This window comes from Lentzea sp., from assembly GCF_036380075.1.
Lineage (GTDB): Bacteria > Actinomycetota > Actinomycetes > Mycobacteriales > Pseudonocardiaceae > Lentzea.
The window spans coordinates 1-13,390 of sequence record NZ_DASVFL010000067.1; the positions used below are offsets into that span (position 1 = coordinate 1).

At 69.7% G+C, this 13,390-nt stretch carries 12 protein-coding genes, 2 tRNA genes and 1 other RNA gene; 7 read left to right on the forward strand and 8 right to left on the reverse strand.

The window, feature by feature from the left end:
* Positions 1–199: 199 nt before the first annotated feature.
* From VF330_RS07980 to VF330_RS07995, 4 genes are all read right to left on the reverse strand, one after another.
* Positions 200–2,242, reverse strand: coding sequence for a DNA polymerase III subunit gamma and tau (locus VF330_RS07980; protein ID WP_330850862.1), 2,043 nt, complete (start codon positions 2,240–2,242; stop codon positions 200–202).
* Between the two features lie 30 nt (positions 2,243–2,272).
* Positions 2,273–2,369, reverse strand: an RNA gene (gene ffs, locus VF330_RS07985) — signal recognition particle sRNA small type.
* 86 nt (positions 2,370–2,455) lie between these two features.
* The gene (locus tag VF330_RS07990; protein ID WP_330850863.1) at positions 2,456–3,631 is read right to left on the reverse strand and encodes an RNA polymerase sigma factor; all 1,176 of its coding nucleotides are present in this window, start codon (positions 3,629–3,631) and stop codon (positions 2,456–2,458) included.
* Positions 3,632–3,635: 4 nt separating this feature from the next.
* The gene (locus tag VF330_RS07995) at positions 3,636–3,974 is read right to left on the reverse strand and encodes a YciI family protein (RefSeq protein WP_330850864.1); all 339 of its coding nucleotides are present in this window, start codon (positions 3,972–3,974) and stop codon (positions 3,636–3,638) included.
* 131 nt (positions 3,975–4,105) lie between these two features.
* Between VF330_RS07995 and VF330_RS08000 the strand changes: the two genes are divergently transcribed.
* Positions 4,106–4,190 (forward strand) — tRNA-Ser (locus VF330_RS08000).
* Between the two features lie 64 nt (positions 4,191–4,254).
* Positions 4,255–4,896 carry a GOLPH3/VPS74 family protein gene (locus tag VF330_RS08005; RefSeq protein WP_330850865.1) on the forward strand — a complete coding sequence of 214 codons (642 nt, stop codon included), beginning with the start codon at positions 4,255–4,257 and terminating at the stop codon, positions 4,894–4,896.
* Positions 4,897–4,919: 23 nt separating this feature from the next.
* On the opposite strand, the gene VF330_RS08010 is transcribed toward VF330_RS08005, so the two are convergent.
* The gene (locus VF330_RS08010; RefSeq protein ID WP_330850866.1) at positions 4,920–7,358 is read right to left on the reverse strand and encodes an endonuclease/exonuclease/phosphatase family protein; all 2,439 of its coding nucleotides are present in this window, start codon (positions 7,356–7,358) and stop codon (positions 4,920–4,922) included.
* A 200-nt stretch (positions 7,359–7,558) separates the two neighbouring features.
* Between VF330_RS08010 and VF330_RS08015 the strand changes: the two genes are divergently transcribed.
* The 3 genes from VF330_RS08015 to VF330_RS08025 all read left to right on the forward strand — a co-directional run bounded on the left by VF330_RS08015 (position 7,559) and on the right by VF330_RS08025 (position 8,832).
* Positions 7,559–8,329 carry a maleylpyruvate isomerase family mycothiol-dependent enzyme gene (locus VF330_RS08015; protein WP_330850867.1) on the forward strand — a complete coding sequence of 257 codons (771 nt, stop codon included), beginning with the start codon at positions 7,559–7,561 and terminating at the stop codon, positions 8,327–8,329.
* A gap of 69 nt (positions 8,330–8,398) precedes the next feature.
* The gene (locus VF330_RS08020) at positions 8,399–8,614 is read left to right on the forward strand and encodes a type II toxin-antitoxin system HicB family antitoxin (RefSeq protein WP_189260145.1); all 216 of its coding nucleotides are present in this window, start codon (positions 8,399–8,401) and stop codon (positions 8,612–8,614) included.
* The gene (locus VF330_RS08025) at positions 8,611–8,832 is read left to right on the forward strand and encodes a type II toxin-antitoxin system HicA family toxin (RefSeq protein WP_330850868.1); all 222 of its coding nucleotides are present in this window, start codon (positions 8,611–8,613) and stop codon (positions 8,830–8,832) included. Before VF330_RS08020 ends, VF330_RS08025 begins: the two co-directional genes overlap by 4 nt.
* 153 nt (positions 8,833–8,985) lie before the next feature.
* Here VF330_RS08025 and VF330_RS08030 read toward each other — a convergent pair.
* From VF330_RS08030 to VF330_RS08040, 3 genes are all read right to left on the reverse strand, one after another.
* Positions 8,986–9,070 (reverse strand) — tRNA-Ser (locus tag VF330_RS08030).
* Between the two features lie 32 nt (positions 9,071–9,102).
* Positions 9,103–9,534 carry a nucleoside deaminase gene (locus VF330_RS08035; protein ID WP_330850974.1) on the reverse strand — a complete coding sequence of 144 codons (432 nt, stop codon included), beginning with the start codon at positions 9,532–9,534 and terminating at the stop codon, positions 9,103–9,105.
* Positions 9,535–9,551: 17 nt separating this feature from the next.
* Positions 9,552–10,040 carry a tRNA adenosine deaminase-associated protein gene (locus tag VF330_RS08040; protein WP_330850869.1) on the reverse strand — a complete coding sequence of 163 codons (489 nt, stop codon included), beginning with the start codon at positions 10,038–10,040 and terminating at the stop codon, positions 9,552–9,554.
* Between the two features lie 60 nt (positions 10,041–10,100).
* Between VF330_RS08040 and VF330_RS08045 the strand changes: the two genes are divergently transcribed.
* Both VF330_RS08045 and VF330_RS08050 read left to right on the forward strand, forming a co-directional pair.
* Positions 10,101–11,306, forward strand: a complete 1,206-nt coding sequence (locus VF330_RS08045) for a M20 family metallopeptidase (protein WP_330850870.1) — start codon at positions 10,101–10,103, stop codon at positions 11,304–11,306.
* 113 nt (positions 11,307–11,419) lie between these two features.
* Positions 11,420–13,351 (forward strand): hypothetical protein, encoded by a 1,932-nt coding sequence (locus VF330_RS08050; RefSeq protein WP_330850871.1) that lies wholly within the window; start codon positions 11,420–11,422, stop codon positions 13,349–13,351.
* Positions 13,352–13,390 lie beyond the last annotated feature (39 nt).

Consider the following 13,390-nt stretch of genomic DNA (forward strand, 5'->3'; position numbering starts at 1 on the left):
GTGGGGTGGTCCCGTCACGAGCAGTGCTCGAGGCAGCCACACCCGAGGGGAGAGGTCAAGTCGCGAAAAGCGTGCGACTTGACCTCTCCCCTCGGGCGCGGCAAACGCGTGAGCACTGCTCGTGACGGGACCACCCCACCTGCCAGGCATGGAAAAAGCCAAGAGCACAAGCCAAGACTGCTCGCCTTCGGCTTCGCTGTCAGGCCTTCTTCAGCGGGCGAGCGCCGAGTTCGTCTGCCAGCAGTTTGAGCAGCACCGTTTCCGGGTCCTGCGCTTGTGGGACTACTGCTGACGGGTCCAGTGGGCGGGCGGCCTCGGCGAGCATCGCCTCTTCGTCGTCCGGCTCTGGCGGCAGGGGGTCGTCGGGCTCGGGTGGTTCTGGGGGCGGTGGGACGTCGTCTGCCGGTGGGCGGGGGGCCGGGCGTTGGGGTGGGTCCGGTTGCCTTGCTTGTTGCGGTTGGCCCTGCTGGCTTGGGCGGGTGGGGGCTGGGCGGGGGGCCTTGGCCTGGGCGGTTGCCTGTGGGGTGGCGCCTGGGGTGCCGTGGGTGCAGCGGACCTGCCAGGTGCCGCCTAGAACGGTGGCCAGGGCGTTGGCGATCGCCTCGGTGTTGCGGGGTTCTGCGAGGCGGCGGGCCAGGGGGGCTGAGGTGTGGGTGACGGTGACGGTGTTGCCGTCCACCTCGCTGACCATCGCGTTGGTCAGCATCGCCTCGGTGCTCCTGCTGGAGGAGCGGACCGCTGCCAGCAGTTCCGACCAGACCCTGCGGACCGCTGTCGCGTCCATGGCGCCCACGGCGGTTGCTGCGGGCTCCGGGGACTGCGGTGGTGCCTGGGGGGCCGGTTCCGCGACGGCTACCGGGGTCGGGGTCGGGGTGGGAGCGGGGGGTGCCTGGACTGGAGCGGCTTGAACCGGGGTGGGCGCCGGGGGTGCTGCTGCCTCCACCTGGATCGTCGCGGGGACGGGTGGGGTCGGGCGCGTGGGTGCCGGCTGGTCTGCGGGGGTCGCTGGTTGCTGGGACCTGCGGGTGAAGACCGGGCCGCCTGCTGGTGCCTGGGGGTCGCCCGGTGCTGCCGCGATGGCGGCCGGGGGGCGGCGTTCCAGTTGTTCGAGGCGTTGGAGCAGGGCCGCTTCCGACTGGCTCACCGACGGCAGGAGCATGCGGGAGACCAGGAGTTCCAGCAGCAGGCGGGGGGCCGTGGCGCCGCGCATCTCCACCAGGCCCGCGTGGACGATCTCGGCGTAGCGGGTCAGGGTGGCCGGGCCGATTCGTTCGGCCTGGGCCGCCATCGTGGCGAGCTCGTCCTCCGGGGCGTTGACCAGGTTGCGGTCGGCCGCGTCGGGGACCGCGCAGAGCAGGACCAGGTCGCGGAGGCGGTCGAGGAGGTCGCTCGCGAAGCGGCGGGGGTCGTGGCCCGCGTCCACCAGGCGGTCGATGGTGCCGAAGACCGCCGCGCCGTCGCCTGCGGAGAGGCCGTCGACCACGTCGTTGATCAGGGCCGAGTCGGTGACGCCCAGGAGGGTGATGGCGCGCTCGTACTTCACCCCGTCGGGGCCCGCGCCGGACAGGAGCTGGTCCATGACCGACTGCGTGTCGCGGGCCGAGCCGCCGCCCGCGCGGATGACCAGCGGGAAGACAGCCGGTTCGACGGCCACGCCCTCGGCGGCGCAGTTGCGTTCGAGCAGGGTGCGCATGACGCCGGGCGGGATCAGGCGGAACGGGTAGTGGTGCGTGCGCGAGCGGATGGTCGGGAGGACCTTGTCCGGCTCGGTGGTGGCGAAGATGAAGATCAGGTGGTCCGGCGGCTCTTCGACGATCTTCAGCAGGGCGTTGAAGCCCTGCGTGGTGACCATGTGCGCCTCGTCGATGATGAAGACGCGGTACTTGGCCTCCGCCGGGGCGTAGAACGCCTTGTCGCGCAGTTCGCGGGCGTCTTCCACGCCACCGTGCGACGCCGCGTCGAGCTCCACCACGTCGACGCTGCCCGTGCCGTTGGGCGCGAGGCCGATGCAGCTGTTGCACTCGCCGCACGGGTCGGGCGTCGGGCCCTTCACGCAGTTCAGCGAGCGGGCCAGGATGCGGGCCGACGAGGTCTTGCCGCAGCCGCGCGGGCCGCTGAACAGGTACGCGTGGTTCACCCTGCCCGCCGACAACGCGACACGCAGCGGATCGGTCACGTGCTCCTGGCCAACGACCTCGGAGAACGTGGCCGGACGGTACTTGCGATACAGAGCGAGCGCCACGCCCGAGACAGTACCGGGGGGCACCGACACAAAAAGGGGACCCCGTGCACCCACCAGAGCCCGCTTATCCTTGCTGCCTTCCGGCCCTGGGGAGGTTCGCGAGATGTGTGCCGCACGAGGTCCGACGCAAGTGTAGCGAACGATGTTGATCGAACGCATGTTCGAGTTGCCCACAGCGTTGTCCCCAGGTGTGGACAACTCCGGAACACCTGGTCAGGACTCGATCTCCGCCAGCCTGCGGCGCAGGAAGTCCCGTTCCGGATCGGTTCCGGCGAGCTCGATCGCCTCGCGGTAGGCCCGCGCGGCCTCCTCGTCGCGGCCGAGCCGGTGGAGCAGGTCGGCGCGGGCAGCCCTGAACGGGTGGTAGTCGCGGAGCCTGGGTTCGCCGGCGAGCTCGTCGAGCAACGCGAGCCCGGCCGCGGCCCCGTCGCGCATGGCGACCGCCGCCGCCCTGTTCAGCTGGACGACCGGTGACGGCGTGAGCTTGTCGAGGACGCCGTAGAGCGCCACGATCTGCGGCCAGTCGGTGTTCTCGAAGTCCGGCGCCTCGTCGTGCAACGCGTTGATGGCCGCCTGCACGCCGTACGGCCCGTAGCCGCCCGTGAGAGCACGTTCGGCCAACGCCGTGCCCTCGTCGATCATGTCGCGGTCCCAGAGTGCGCGGTCCTGGTCCTCCAGCAGCTCCGGCCGGGCGCCGCGGCGGGCGTGGACGAGCAGCATCAACGCCAGCAGGCCCGTCACCTCCCGCTCCCCCGGCAGCAGGTTCGCCAGGATCCGCGCCAGCCGGACCGCCTCCTCCGCGAGGTCGTCGCGCTGGGCCGCGTACCCCTCGGTGAAGATCGAGTAGACGGCCTGGAGCACGCCGGGCAGGCGTTCCGGGAGCTCGTGCGGGTCCGGCACGCGGAACGGGATGCGCGCCTGGCTGATCTTCTTCTTCGCGCGCACGATCCGTTGCTGCATGGTCGTGACCGGCACGAGGTAGGCCCGCGCGACCTCGGGCGTCGTGAAGCCCGCGAGGCAGCGCAGGACCAGCGCGCCGCGGTCCTCCTCCGGCAACGCCGGGTGCGCGCACGTGAAGAACAGCTCCAGCCGCTCGTCCGGCAGCACGTCCCCCGCGGGCGGGTCCGCGCGGTCGACCTCCACCTGCAGCACCGCCAGCCGCGCCGCGTGCACCTTGTCGCGGCGCAACCGGTCGACGGCCTTGCGGCGCGCGGTCGTGAGCAACCACGCGCCGGGCCGGTCCGGCACCCCGTCCACCGGCCAGTGCCGCAACGCCGCCTCGACCGCGTCGGAGGTGACCTCCTCGGCCAGGTCGAGGTCGCCGAAGCGCTTGACCAGGGTGGCGAGCAGCCGGCCGCGCTCCTCCCGGAACACCTGCTCGACGTTCACCGGATCAGAAGTCGAACTCGGCGATCGGCCTCACGACCACGGCCCCGCCATCGCGCGAGCCGGGGCACTTCGCCGCCCACTCCAGCGCGGCGTCGAGGTCCGGCACGTCGATGACGTCGTAGCCGCCCAGCACCTCGCGCGTCTCGGCGAACGGCCCGTCGGTGACCGTGCGCCTGCCGTCCTGTCCGACCTGGACGGTGGTGGCGGTGACGAGGTCGGCCAGCGAGTGGCCGGAGACCAGGACGCCCGCGTCCTTCATCTCCTTCTCGTAGGCCTGCCAGTCCGCGACGGTGCAGTTCGCCTGCTGGTCAGCGGCCGCGTAGATCATCAGCATGTACTTCACGGTGTGCCCTCCTCAGTCGGTGTTTACGGGACCACGACGAGCGGGCCTCCGTCAGATCGACACGACCCCCGAGGTTTTTTCGGCGACCCCCGTTTTGGGCCCCGGAACCCCCGTCCGGTAAGGTTCTCCACGGAGGATTCGCATAGCGGCCTAGTGCGCACGACTGGAAATCGTGTTGGGTTCACCCCCTCACGGGTTCAAATCCCGTATCCTCCGCTCTTTTCTCCGGAAGGGCGCCGAACCTCAACGTTCGGCGCCCTTCCGGCGTTACGGTTGCATGATGCTGCACGAAGAGCTGATGCTGCTGTTCATCAACCAGCAGACCGGAAAGCTGCACGTCGACTCGACCTCCGCGGAGAACGCGCTCGCCGGTGCCGTGCTCATCGAGCTGGTGAACTCGGGACGCGTCGCGTTCGAGCCCGACGGCAAGAAGCTCCGGGTCGTCGACCCGGCGCCGTTGACGAACCCGTTGCTCCAGGAGTCGGTGTCGAGGATCGACCAGCCGATGAAGCCGCAGAAGGCGGTGGAGCGGCTGCGGAAACGGGTGCGCGACACCGTGGCCGCGGAGCTGGAGACCGGTGGCGCCGTGCGGGTCGAGGCGCGCAAGGTGCTCGGGATCTTCCCCGGCAGGAGTTACGTGATCACCGACGAGCGCAGGAACGACGAGGTGCGCCAGGCCGTCGGCGACGTCGTGCGCGGGTATCGCGGGGCGGATGAGCGCACCGGGTCGTTGATCACGCTGCTGCACGCGGCGAACGGTGTGCACAGGGTGTTCGAGGGCGACAAGCGCGAGCTGAAGCGGCGGGCCAAGGACATCGCCGACGGCAACTGGGCCGGTGACGCCGTGCGCAAGGCCATCCAGGCGATCCAGGCCGGTGTCATGGCCGCGACGGCCGCTGCCGCCGCCGCGTCGTCTGGCTGACGCGGCGACGGCAGCTGCGGAGGCTACTTCTTCAGGCAGTCGATGATGTCCTCGAGGGCGAACACGATCTTGTCGACGTTCGCGTCACCCGTGGAGGGGCGGGCGCGGACGATCTGCGGGTCGTGGTCGCTCGCCTGGTCGGCGAACTCGGCGTTGATGTGCACCACGTCGTAGCTGAAGCGCGTGATGTTCTTGCTCATCAACAGGTGGTCGAGCGTCTGCGAGTTGCCCTCGAAGACGTAGCTGTACCGCTCGCTGACGGGCAGCGTCTCGATCAGCGCCTTCAGGTTGCCGTCACCGGTCAGCGTCTTGAGCGCGGGCGAGAACTGGTAGTCGTTCAGGTCGCCCGCGAGCACCACGTTGGCGCCCTTGTCGATCGCGCGGATCTGCTCGGTGAACGCCTTCAGCGCCGCGGCCTGCTTGGCGCGCTGCACCTCCGAGGAACGGGTCGGCGGCTGGTTGCGGCCGTGGATGGCCTCGTCGCCGCCCTTGGAGTTGAAGTGGTTCGCGACGACGAAGACGGTGCGGCCGCGGAACTTGAACTCGCCGGCGAGCGGCTTGCGGCTCGCGGTCCACGCGTCGTTCAGCGGGTCGATCCGGCCCGGTGACACGGAAAGCGCGGCGCGGCCGTTCTTCTTCACGACCTGGACGGGCGTCTTGAAGTCGCCGCCGGGACGGTCCACGAAGGACACCCGCTGCGGGTTGAAGAAGAAGCCGACGCGGATGTTGCCGCCGGGCTCGCCGCCGTCCTTGAGGTTCTCCGGGTCGATCTGGCGCCACTGGTAGCGCGGGCCGCCCTTGGCCGCGATCGCGTCCGAGAACTTCTGCAGCGTCTGGTCCGCCGCGACGACGCCGTCGTTGGTCGCGCCGTTGTTGTCCTGGATCTCCTCCAGCACCAGCACGTCCGGGCTGCGCAGGTTCGTCGTGACGCCGTCCGCGAGGCGGTCGAACTTCTCCTGCGGGTCGGACGGGTCGAGGTTCTCGACGTTGTAGGTCGCGACCGAGAGCTCGGACTCCTTCTGCTGCGCCGTGACCTCGCGCTGCAGGTTGGAGGAGGCGTACGTGCCGAGGTTCAGCGCGGCCAGCGTGTAGCCGCCGAAGTTCGTGTACTCCATGGCGCCGACGGTCGCGCCGGTGAACACGTCACCGACGTTCGCGGCGGGCAGCGTGCCGGCGGTCTTGATCTTCAGGCGGCCGCTGTTCTGCTGGTCGTAGCCGGTGTAGATGGTGCCGCCGCGCTGCGTGCGGAACTGGTCGGGGTTGACCGTGACCCAGACCTCGCCGAACGTGTTGCTCGGGCCGACCACGCGGGCGTCGTCGACCTGGACGAGCATGCCCTCGAGCGACTCGAAGTAGTCGAGGCCGTACTTGGCCGGCTCCAGCGGGAGCTGCTCGATGCTGCCGCCGGGCGCGGGCAGGTAGCCGGCCGGGACGTTCTTCACGACGACGGGCGCCGGGACGGGGTTGCCCTTCGAGACCGTGATCGTGGTGGGCGAGGTGATCTCGGTGAGGGTCTGGTTGGAACCCGTGTCGCCGCCCGGCCGGTACTCGGCGACCGTGCCGCTGACCAGCACGCTGTCGCCCACGGCGACGGTCGGCGCGCTGCCGGCCGTGTAGACGAAGACGCCCTCGCTGGTGCGCGGGTCGTCGTCCGGGGTGGTGTCCTGGATCCAGAAGCCGCGGTCACCCGTGGCGCGCGTGCCGGTGACGACGCCGGGGACGTTGGTGACCTTCTGGCCCACCAGCGGCGAGACGCGCGTGACGCCCTGGACGTCGCGGATGCGCTTGTCGCCGGGCGTGGGGTCGGGATCGGGGTCCGGGTCCGGGTTGCCGCCGCCCGGCGTCTCGCCCTTGGAGTTGGTCGGGGTGGGAGCGCCGACGGCGAAGTCCGCTGAGTTGTCGTCAGTATCGGCCAGCCCGGTCTTGCGCGACGCCGAGGTGGTGTTGCTCAGCGCGCCCGTCGCGGTGCCCTCGCGGACGGCGGCCGTGCCGTAGCCGACGAGGTCCTTGACCCGCGGCTCGGCGGCGCAGTCGGCGGCCGTCTTGCAGGTGAGGGCCGTGGTGCCGCTGACGAGCGCGATGGTGCCGCCGGTCGCGCTCATGGCGATGGTGCCCGTGGCGTCCGGAGCGGGCAGCTCGACGGTGCCGCCGGTGCCCTTGGCCTCCGCGACGAGGAAGGTCTTGCCGGGTGCGATCGAGCCGGTCAGCGGGGTGACGCCCCACTGCGTGCTCGCGCCGGGGCTGGCGGAGATGTACTGGACGCTGAAGCCGTCGAGGGCGAACGCGGTGGCGCCGGAGTTGGCCAGCTCGACGAAGTCCTGCGTCAGGGTGGCGCCGGAGTTGCCGCCGCCTCCGTAGACCTCGGAGATCAGCGCGTCGGTGCTGGGTGCGGCGACGGCGGGTGCGGCGGCGAGCACGAGTGCCGCCACCGCTGTCCCGACGACGGGCAGGGTGGGTCTCAAAACTTCCTCCAGGGGATGCGGCGGACCGACGCATCCTTACCCGTTCGAGTGAGCATTGGTAGCCGTTGTTACTAACGGTTAACCGGTTGGCCCATCAATCATCACTCGAACAAGTGTTCGATCATGGTGTATGCTCGTCCTCGGAACGCCGGCCGGTGGACCCCTCCCAGGCACCGGCCGGTGTCCCTACGTTTAGAGGCATGGGGATTCCGAGCTACGAGCGCCGCCGCGCCGAGATCGTCAACCAAACCGAACTGCTGGTCGCGTCCCTGGACGATGCTGACCTGGGCCTTCAGGTGCCGTCCATCCCGGACTGGACCCTCAACCAACTCCTGCGCCACCTCGGCCACGCCCACCGCTGGGCCGGCACGATGCTCCGCGAGAGGTTGCCGGAGATCGACTTCTCCCGCAACAGGGCCCAGCAGCTGTCGTCGTATGTGGGTGAAAAGCCGTCCGACCTGATCCCGTGGCTGCGCGAGGGCGCCACGTCGCTCGCCGAGGTGCTGGGCGAGGTCGACCAGGAGGAGATGATCGCTCCGCTGGGAGGCTTCCCGGGCCCGCGCGTGTGGTCGCGGCGGATGACGCACGAGACCGTGATCCACCGCTGGGACGCCTTCGACGCGCTGGGCGTGCCGTACTCGCTGGACCCGGAGATCGCCCAGGACACGCTGCGCGAGTGGACCGGTCTCGCGGTGCCGTACGCGTTCCAGCGGTGGCCTTCTGAGACCGCTCCGCTGGCCGGTTCCGGGACCGTGCACCTGCACGCGACGGATGTGGAGGCGGAGTTCGTGGTCGACCTCACCGGCTCGGCGCCCGTGGTGCGGGAAGGGCACGAGAAGGCCTCGGTGGCGGTCCGCGGTCCGGTGGTCGACCTCGTGCTGGCTGTTTACCGGCGTCGGCCGGTGGACGGGCTGGAGGTGTTCGGGGACCGCGCGCTGCTGGACCTGGTGCTGGACCGCATCCGGTTCTAGAGACGCGAAAAGGGCCCCGGATCTCTCCGTTGAAGACATGAGATGTCCCAGAGTGGGACACTGGCGTGTATGAGCGAACAGCGGACGCTGACCGCAGCGGTGCACCAGGAAGAGGACTGGTACATCGCTCAGTGTCTTGAGGTCGACGTGGCCAGCCAGGGACAGTCGATCGAGGAGGCGCTGAGCAACCTCCGTGAAGCGGTCGAGCTGTACCTGTCCGAGGTGCCCGAACCTGCGGTGACGGCAACGCCGTTGGTGACCTCGTTCCAGGTACCGGCCGCGTGAGTCCTGCTCTGTCGGACGTCGCCGTCCGCAAGGTCACCCGTGTGCTGCACTCGCTCGGATTCGAACACACCCGCACCAAAGGCAGCCACGCTGTCTACCGCCATGACGACGGCCGCACGGTCATCGTGCCGATGCACGGCACTGTGAAACGCGGCACGCTCGCCTCGATCATCCGGCAGGCAGGGCTGACGCCCGCCGAGTTCCTGACGCTGCCGTAGGCCGCTCCTGCCTCTCAGACGCCGGTATCGATCGGCTGACTCGTTTCACCCTCGGCGGAACAGAGGTGCCGACATCGGCCACAACTGCCGCTACTAACGCCACCAAACGTCAGAGCCCCGATTGCCATGATCGGCAACCGGGGCTCTGAGCAGCGGTGGCGGTGGGATTTGAACCCACGGAGGCTTGCACCTCACACGCTTTCGAGGCGTGCTCCTTCGGCCGCTCGGACACGCCACCGGTAAGAACAATACACAGCCCGATCCACGGGGTTAACGCTGGGTCCGGAAGAAGCGTTCGAGCAGGTCAGCGCACTCGCCCTCCAACACACCGCCGTGCACCTCCGGCCGGTGGTTGAGCCGGCGGTCGCGCACGACGTCCCACAGAGACCCCACGGCGCCGGTTTTGGGCTCCCAGGCGCCGAAGACGAGACGAGAGACACGGGCCAGCACCAACGCGCCGGCGCACATCGTGCACGGTTCCAGCGTCACGGCGAGGGTGCAGCCGTCGAGGCGCCAGCCGTCGCCGAACCGGGAGGCCGCTGCGCGCAGGGCCAGGACCTCGGCGTGTGCGGTCGGGTCGCCCAGGGCCTCGCGGGCGTTGCAGGCCTCGGCCAGCACCGAGCCGTCCGGGGCGAACACCACGGCGCCGATCGGGACGTCCTCGCCCGAACCCGAAGCCGCCTTCAGCGCGGCTCGGACCATGTCCTCCGACGAGACGTTCACGCCTGGATCGTGTCGAGGAGCTGGGTGAACTCGTCGATGAAGCCGATGCGCTGGGCGATCATCTGGAGCTGCTCGTCCGGGTAGAGGTCGACCTCGTCGACGATGATCTGGAGCTCGTGCGAGGGCATGCCGAGGTCGGTCAGCACGCCGAGGTCGCCCTCGGGCCAGATCTCGTTGTCCTCGTCGTCCGGGGGTTCGACGCGCAGCAGGTCCAGGACGTCGGCGGCGATGTCGTAGTCGAGGGCGGCGGCCGCGTCGGAGAGCAGCAGCGCCACGCCTCCGGGCACGGGGCGCAGGACGATGAAGAACTCGTCGTCGACGGCGAGGAGGCCGAACACGGCTCCTGTCGACCTCAGCTGGCGCAACTGCGTGATCGCCGCGTCCAGCTCCGACAGCGCGGAGCTGTCCATCCTGCTGCACCGCCAGCGGCCGTCCTCCCGGACGACCGCGACCGCGAAGCCGTTGACCGGCTCCTGCTCTGTCATGAGCACACCGTAGGGCCCAGACGACCTTCCCGGTAGCCGAGGTGGTGGCACCATCGACTGATGAGCACAACTACGCCGGACCCCCGTCTCGCAGGACTGCTCGAAGGGGCGCGTGCGCTCCAGCCGCGCACGGTGGCGCTGCGACGGCAGATCCACCGGCAGCCCGAGCAGGGGCTGCAGAACCCCAAGACCCAGGCGGCGATCCTGCACGCGCTGGAGGGGCTGCCGCTGACGGTCACGAAGGGCGAGTCGACGACCTCGGTCGTGGCGGTGCTCGAAGGTGAACGGCCGGGGCCGACGGTGCTGCTGCGCGGCGACATGGACGGGCTCCCGCTCCAGGAGGACACGGGCCTGCCGTTCGCGTCCGAAGTGGACGGGAACATGCACGCCTGCGGGCACGACACGCACGTGGCGATGCTGGCCTCGTCCGCCCGGCTGCTCGCGGACCGGCGCGACGCCCTGCGCGGCAGGGTGCTGTTCATGTTCCAGCCGGGCGAGGAGGGCTACCACGGTGCCCGGTACATGATCGAGGAAGGCCTGCTCGACGACGGCGTGGAGAAGGCGTTCGCGCTGCACATCACCTCGACGATGAAGTCGGGCGTGGTGACGTGCCGGCCGGGGGCGATGATGGCGTCCGCGGACACGTTCCACGTGCACGTGAAGGGCCGCGGCGGCCACGGCGCGATGCCGCACAACGCGCTCGACCCGGTGCCGGCGGCCGCGGCGATGGTCGGGGCGCTGCAGACGATGGTCGGCCGGCGGGTCAGCGTGCACGAACCGGCCGTGGTGACGGTCGCGCAGATCAACGCCGGCACGACGACCAACATCATCCCCGAGGTCGCGACCCTCGACGGCACGATCAGGACGCTGTCCGAGGCGACGCGCGCGCTCGTGCACAAGGAGCTCAAGCAGACCATCAAGCACACGGCCGCCGCGTACGGGTGCCACGCCGAGGTCAGCATCGTGCCGGGCTACCCGGTGACGGTGAACGACGACGTCGTCGGGCAGCACGTCGTCGACCTGGCGGCGCGGGCGATGGGCCCGTCGTGGAGCGAGCCGATGCAGGACCCGCTGATGGGCGCGGAGGACTTCTCCTACGTGCTGCAACGGGTGCCGGGCGCGCTGGCGTTCCTCGGCGCCTGCCCGCGCGGGACCGAGGTGGAGGACGCGGCGCCGAACCACTCCAACCGCGTGCTGTTCGACGAGGCCGCGATGGAGCACGGGGTGGCGACGTACGCGGCGTTCGCGCTGGACGCCCTGCGGTGACCGGCATCCGGTGATCGGCCAGGCGTAACGGACGGCCGCCCGGACGGATTCCCTCAGGGACGTCCCGGGCGGCCACGACTCCTCCCGGGGCACATCGCTGCCGAGGAGGGCCCGTGACGCACGCCCAGGGGGACCAGTTCCCGCCCGCAACGCTCGATCTCAACGGCACCACGTGGACCAGGAGCAATCCGCACTCCACGACATCAGCCGTGTACCAGTGCCCCGCCCACCCCTCCTTCCACATCACGCTCATCCTGAAGACGCCGCTCAAGTCCACGAACTGCACGCAGGTCCACGCCACCCCGAACCAGCACGCCTTCCGGAACCTGCACGTGTGGCTCGGCGGCGCGGACAACTTCCACGCGGGCGCCGAGCACTTCACGGACCTGACCAAGCCCCAGCAGAACAACGCCTACACCTGGTTCCTGGCCAACGGGACGACGATCCAGGCGTTGCTGGACTCGGCGTACTCCCGGCTGAGGGCGGCGAAGACCGCGTTCTTCCCGCCCGCCCAGGTGGCGGCGAACGCGGGTCCGGCCCCTCAGAAGCAGGCCACGGCGTGGGACGCGGCCCAGCAGAACGCGGAGAAGGCGGCCGTGCAGCACGCGGCGGAAGAGCAGAAGCTGCAACGGAAGCTGGGCCAGGTGCGGAGGTCGCTGAACTACGTCTCGCTCAACTTCCCGGACGCGGAGCTCCACGGGGACAAGGCCTTCCACTTCGTCTGCGACTACGCCAAGTGGTCGGCGCCGTTGGGCGAGGCCGTGGTGGTGTGGGCACCGCCGCTCAACGAGGCTCCGCAGTCGAAGTTCAAGTTCCTGCTGGAGAAGTACGAGGTCTCCGAGCTGTTCTTCTTGTACGGCGCTCTCACCGGCAAAGGACGCGTCGCGTGCGCTGTACCCCGCTCCTCCTGCACGAAGATCGAACTGGGTGGGGCGGGGACCAGCGTCGTCCTGCGGGAGGTCGTCCGCCAGAAGAAGAAGCTCGACCACGTCGTCGCGAACGTGATCGAGCCGTACGGGTACGCGCCCGGCCACGTCTTCCTGCCGTTCATCGGCGGCCTGGTCAAGAAAGCGGGCTGGTACTCGTACGACCCCGCCGGCGTGCACGACATCGCGCTGCACACGGCCATCGAGTTCAAGCTCGACACGAACAAGCTGCCGAACTGCCTCGTGCAGGTCTTCCCGAACAGCGCTCAGTCCTGCGCCCTGGACCTGATGCGGCACGTGCACGCGACAGACCTGACCAAGGCGCACACGGGATTCATGTCCTACCCGTGGCCCGACAAGGCGGTGAACGCCTGGGTGCAGACACTTCCCGAAGCGGAGCACAAGAACGACGTAGTGCTGGTCGACGGCCTCTTCTTCGCCCTCAAGGTCCACCTGGTCACTCCCGAGGCGAAGATCGCGTACTCGACGTTCGGAGCCCCCGCGTACTTCCTGCGCAGCAGCAGCAAGCCGGCCTTCTTCGACCTGAACGGGCTGACGCCGCTCGACCAGCCCGCCTGGAAGACGGATCCGGTGAAGATCCTGCAGCAGGAGTTCGACGAGGCCCGCGACGTGACGCCGTCGTACGCCTTCCGGTGCATGCTCGACGACGCGTACGTCCTGGAGACCCCGGACGGCGTCTGCCTCTCGACCCACCTCCTCCGGGAGCGCGAGACGCCCGACGACGTCGCGGTGACCGACGGCGGCACGTCCATCGGCTGGGTCGACCTCGGCCTGACCTACCCGCTGATGGACCACCTGCTGGTCTCCGGGCTGGTCACCACCGGCTCCCGCAAGATCGCCGAGTTCGCCTCCCACGGCACGACGTGGTGGAAGGTGGACGTGGAGGCGGCGGAGTACTGGGTGTGCACCGCGGACCTCCAGCAGGTCGTCCCGTTCGGCGACAAAGACCACGACTTCCTGCCCAACGACGAGCTGCAGATCCTCGACTGGGTGATCGCGGCGGACGGCGACGGACTGGTGTTCGTCCAGGACGGCAAGGGCACGTGGCTGGCGCGGATGTCCGTGTTGAGCACCGAGGCGCCGGACGGCCACACGTGAGCAAGCACGGTCGCTGTTAGTCCGAACACCCCTCACACG

Bases quoted from the DNA above. Each gene is read 5' to 3' on its own strand.
- VF330_RS08020 (WP_189260145.1), top strand. From the start codon at position 8,399: ATGAGCGAACAGCGGACGCTGACCGCAGCGGTGCACCAGGAAGAGGAC.
- VF330_RS08015 (WP_330850867.1), top strand. From the start codon at position 7,559: ATGGGGATTCCGAGCTACGAGCGCCGCCGCGCCGAGATCGTCAACCAA.
- VF330_RS08045 (WP_330850870.1), top strand. From the start codon at position 10,101: ATGAGCACAACTACGCCGGACCCCCGTCTCGCAGGACTGCTCGAAGGG.
- VF330_RS08035 (WP_330850974.1), bottom strand. From the start codon at position 9,534: ATGGTCCGAGCCGCGCTGAAGGCGGCTTCGGGTTCGGGCGAGGACGTC.
- VF330_RS08005 (WP_330850865.1), top strand. From the start codon at position 4,255: ATGCTGCACGAAGAGCTGATGCTGCTGTTCATCAACCAGCAGACCGGA.
- VF330_RS08040 (WP_330850869.1), bottom strand. From the start codon at position 10,040: ATGACAGAGCAGGAGCCGGTCAACGGCTTCGCGGTCGCGGTCGTCCGG.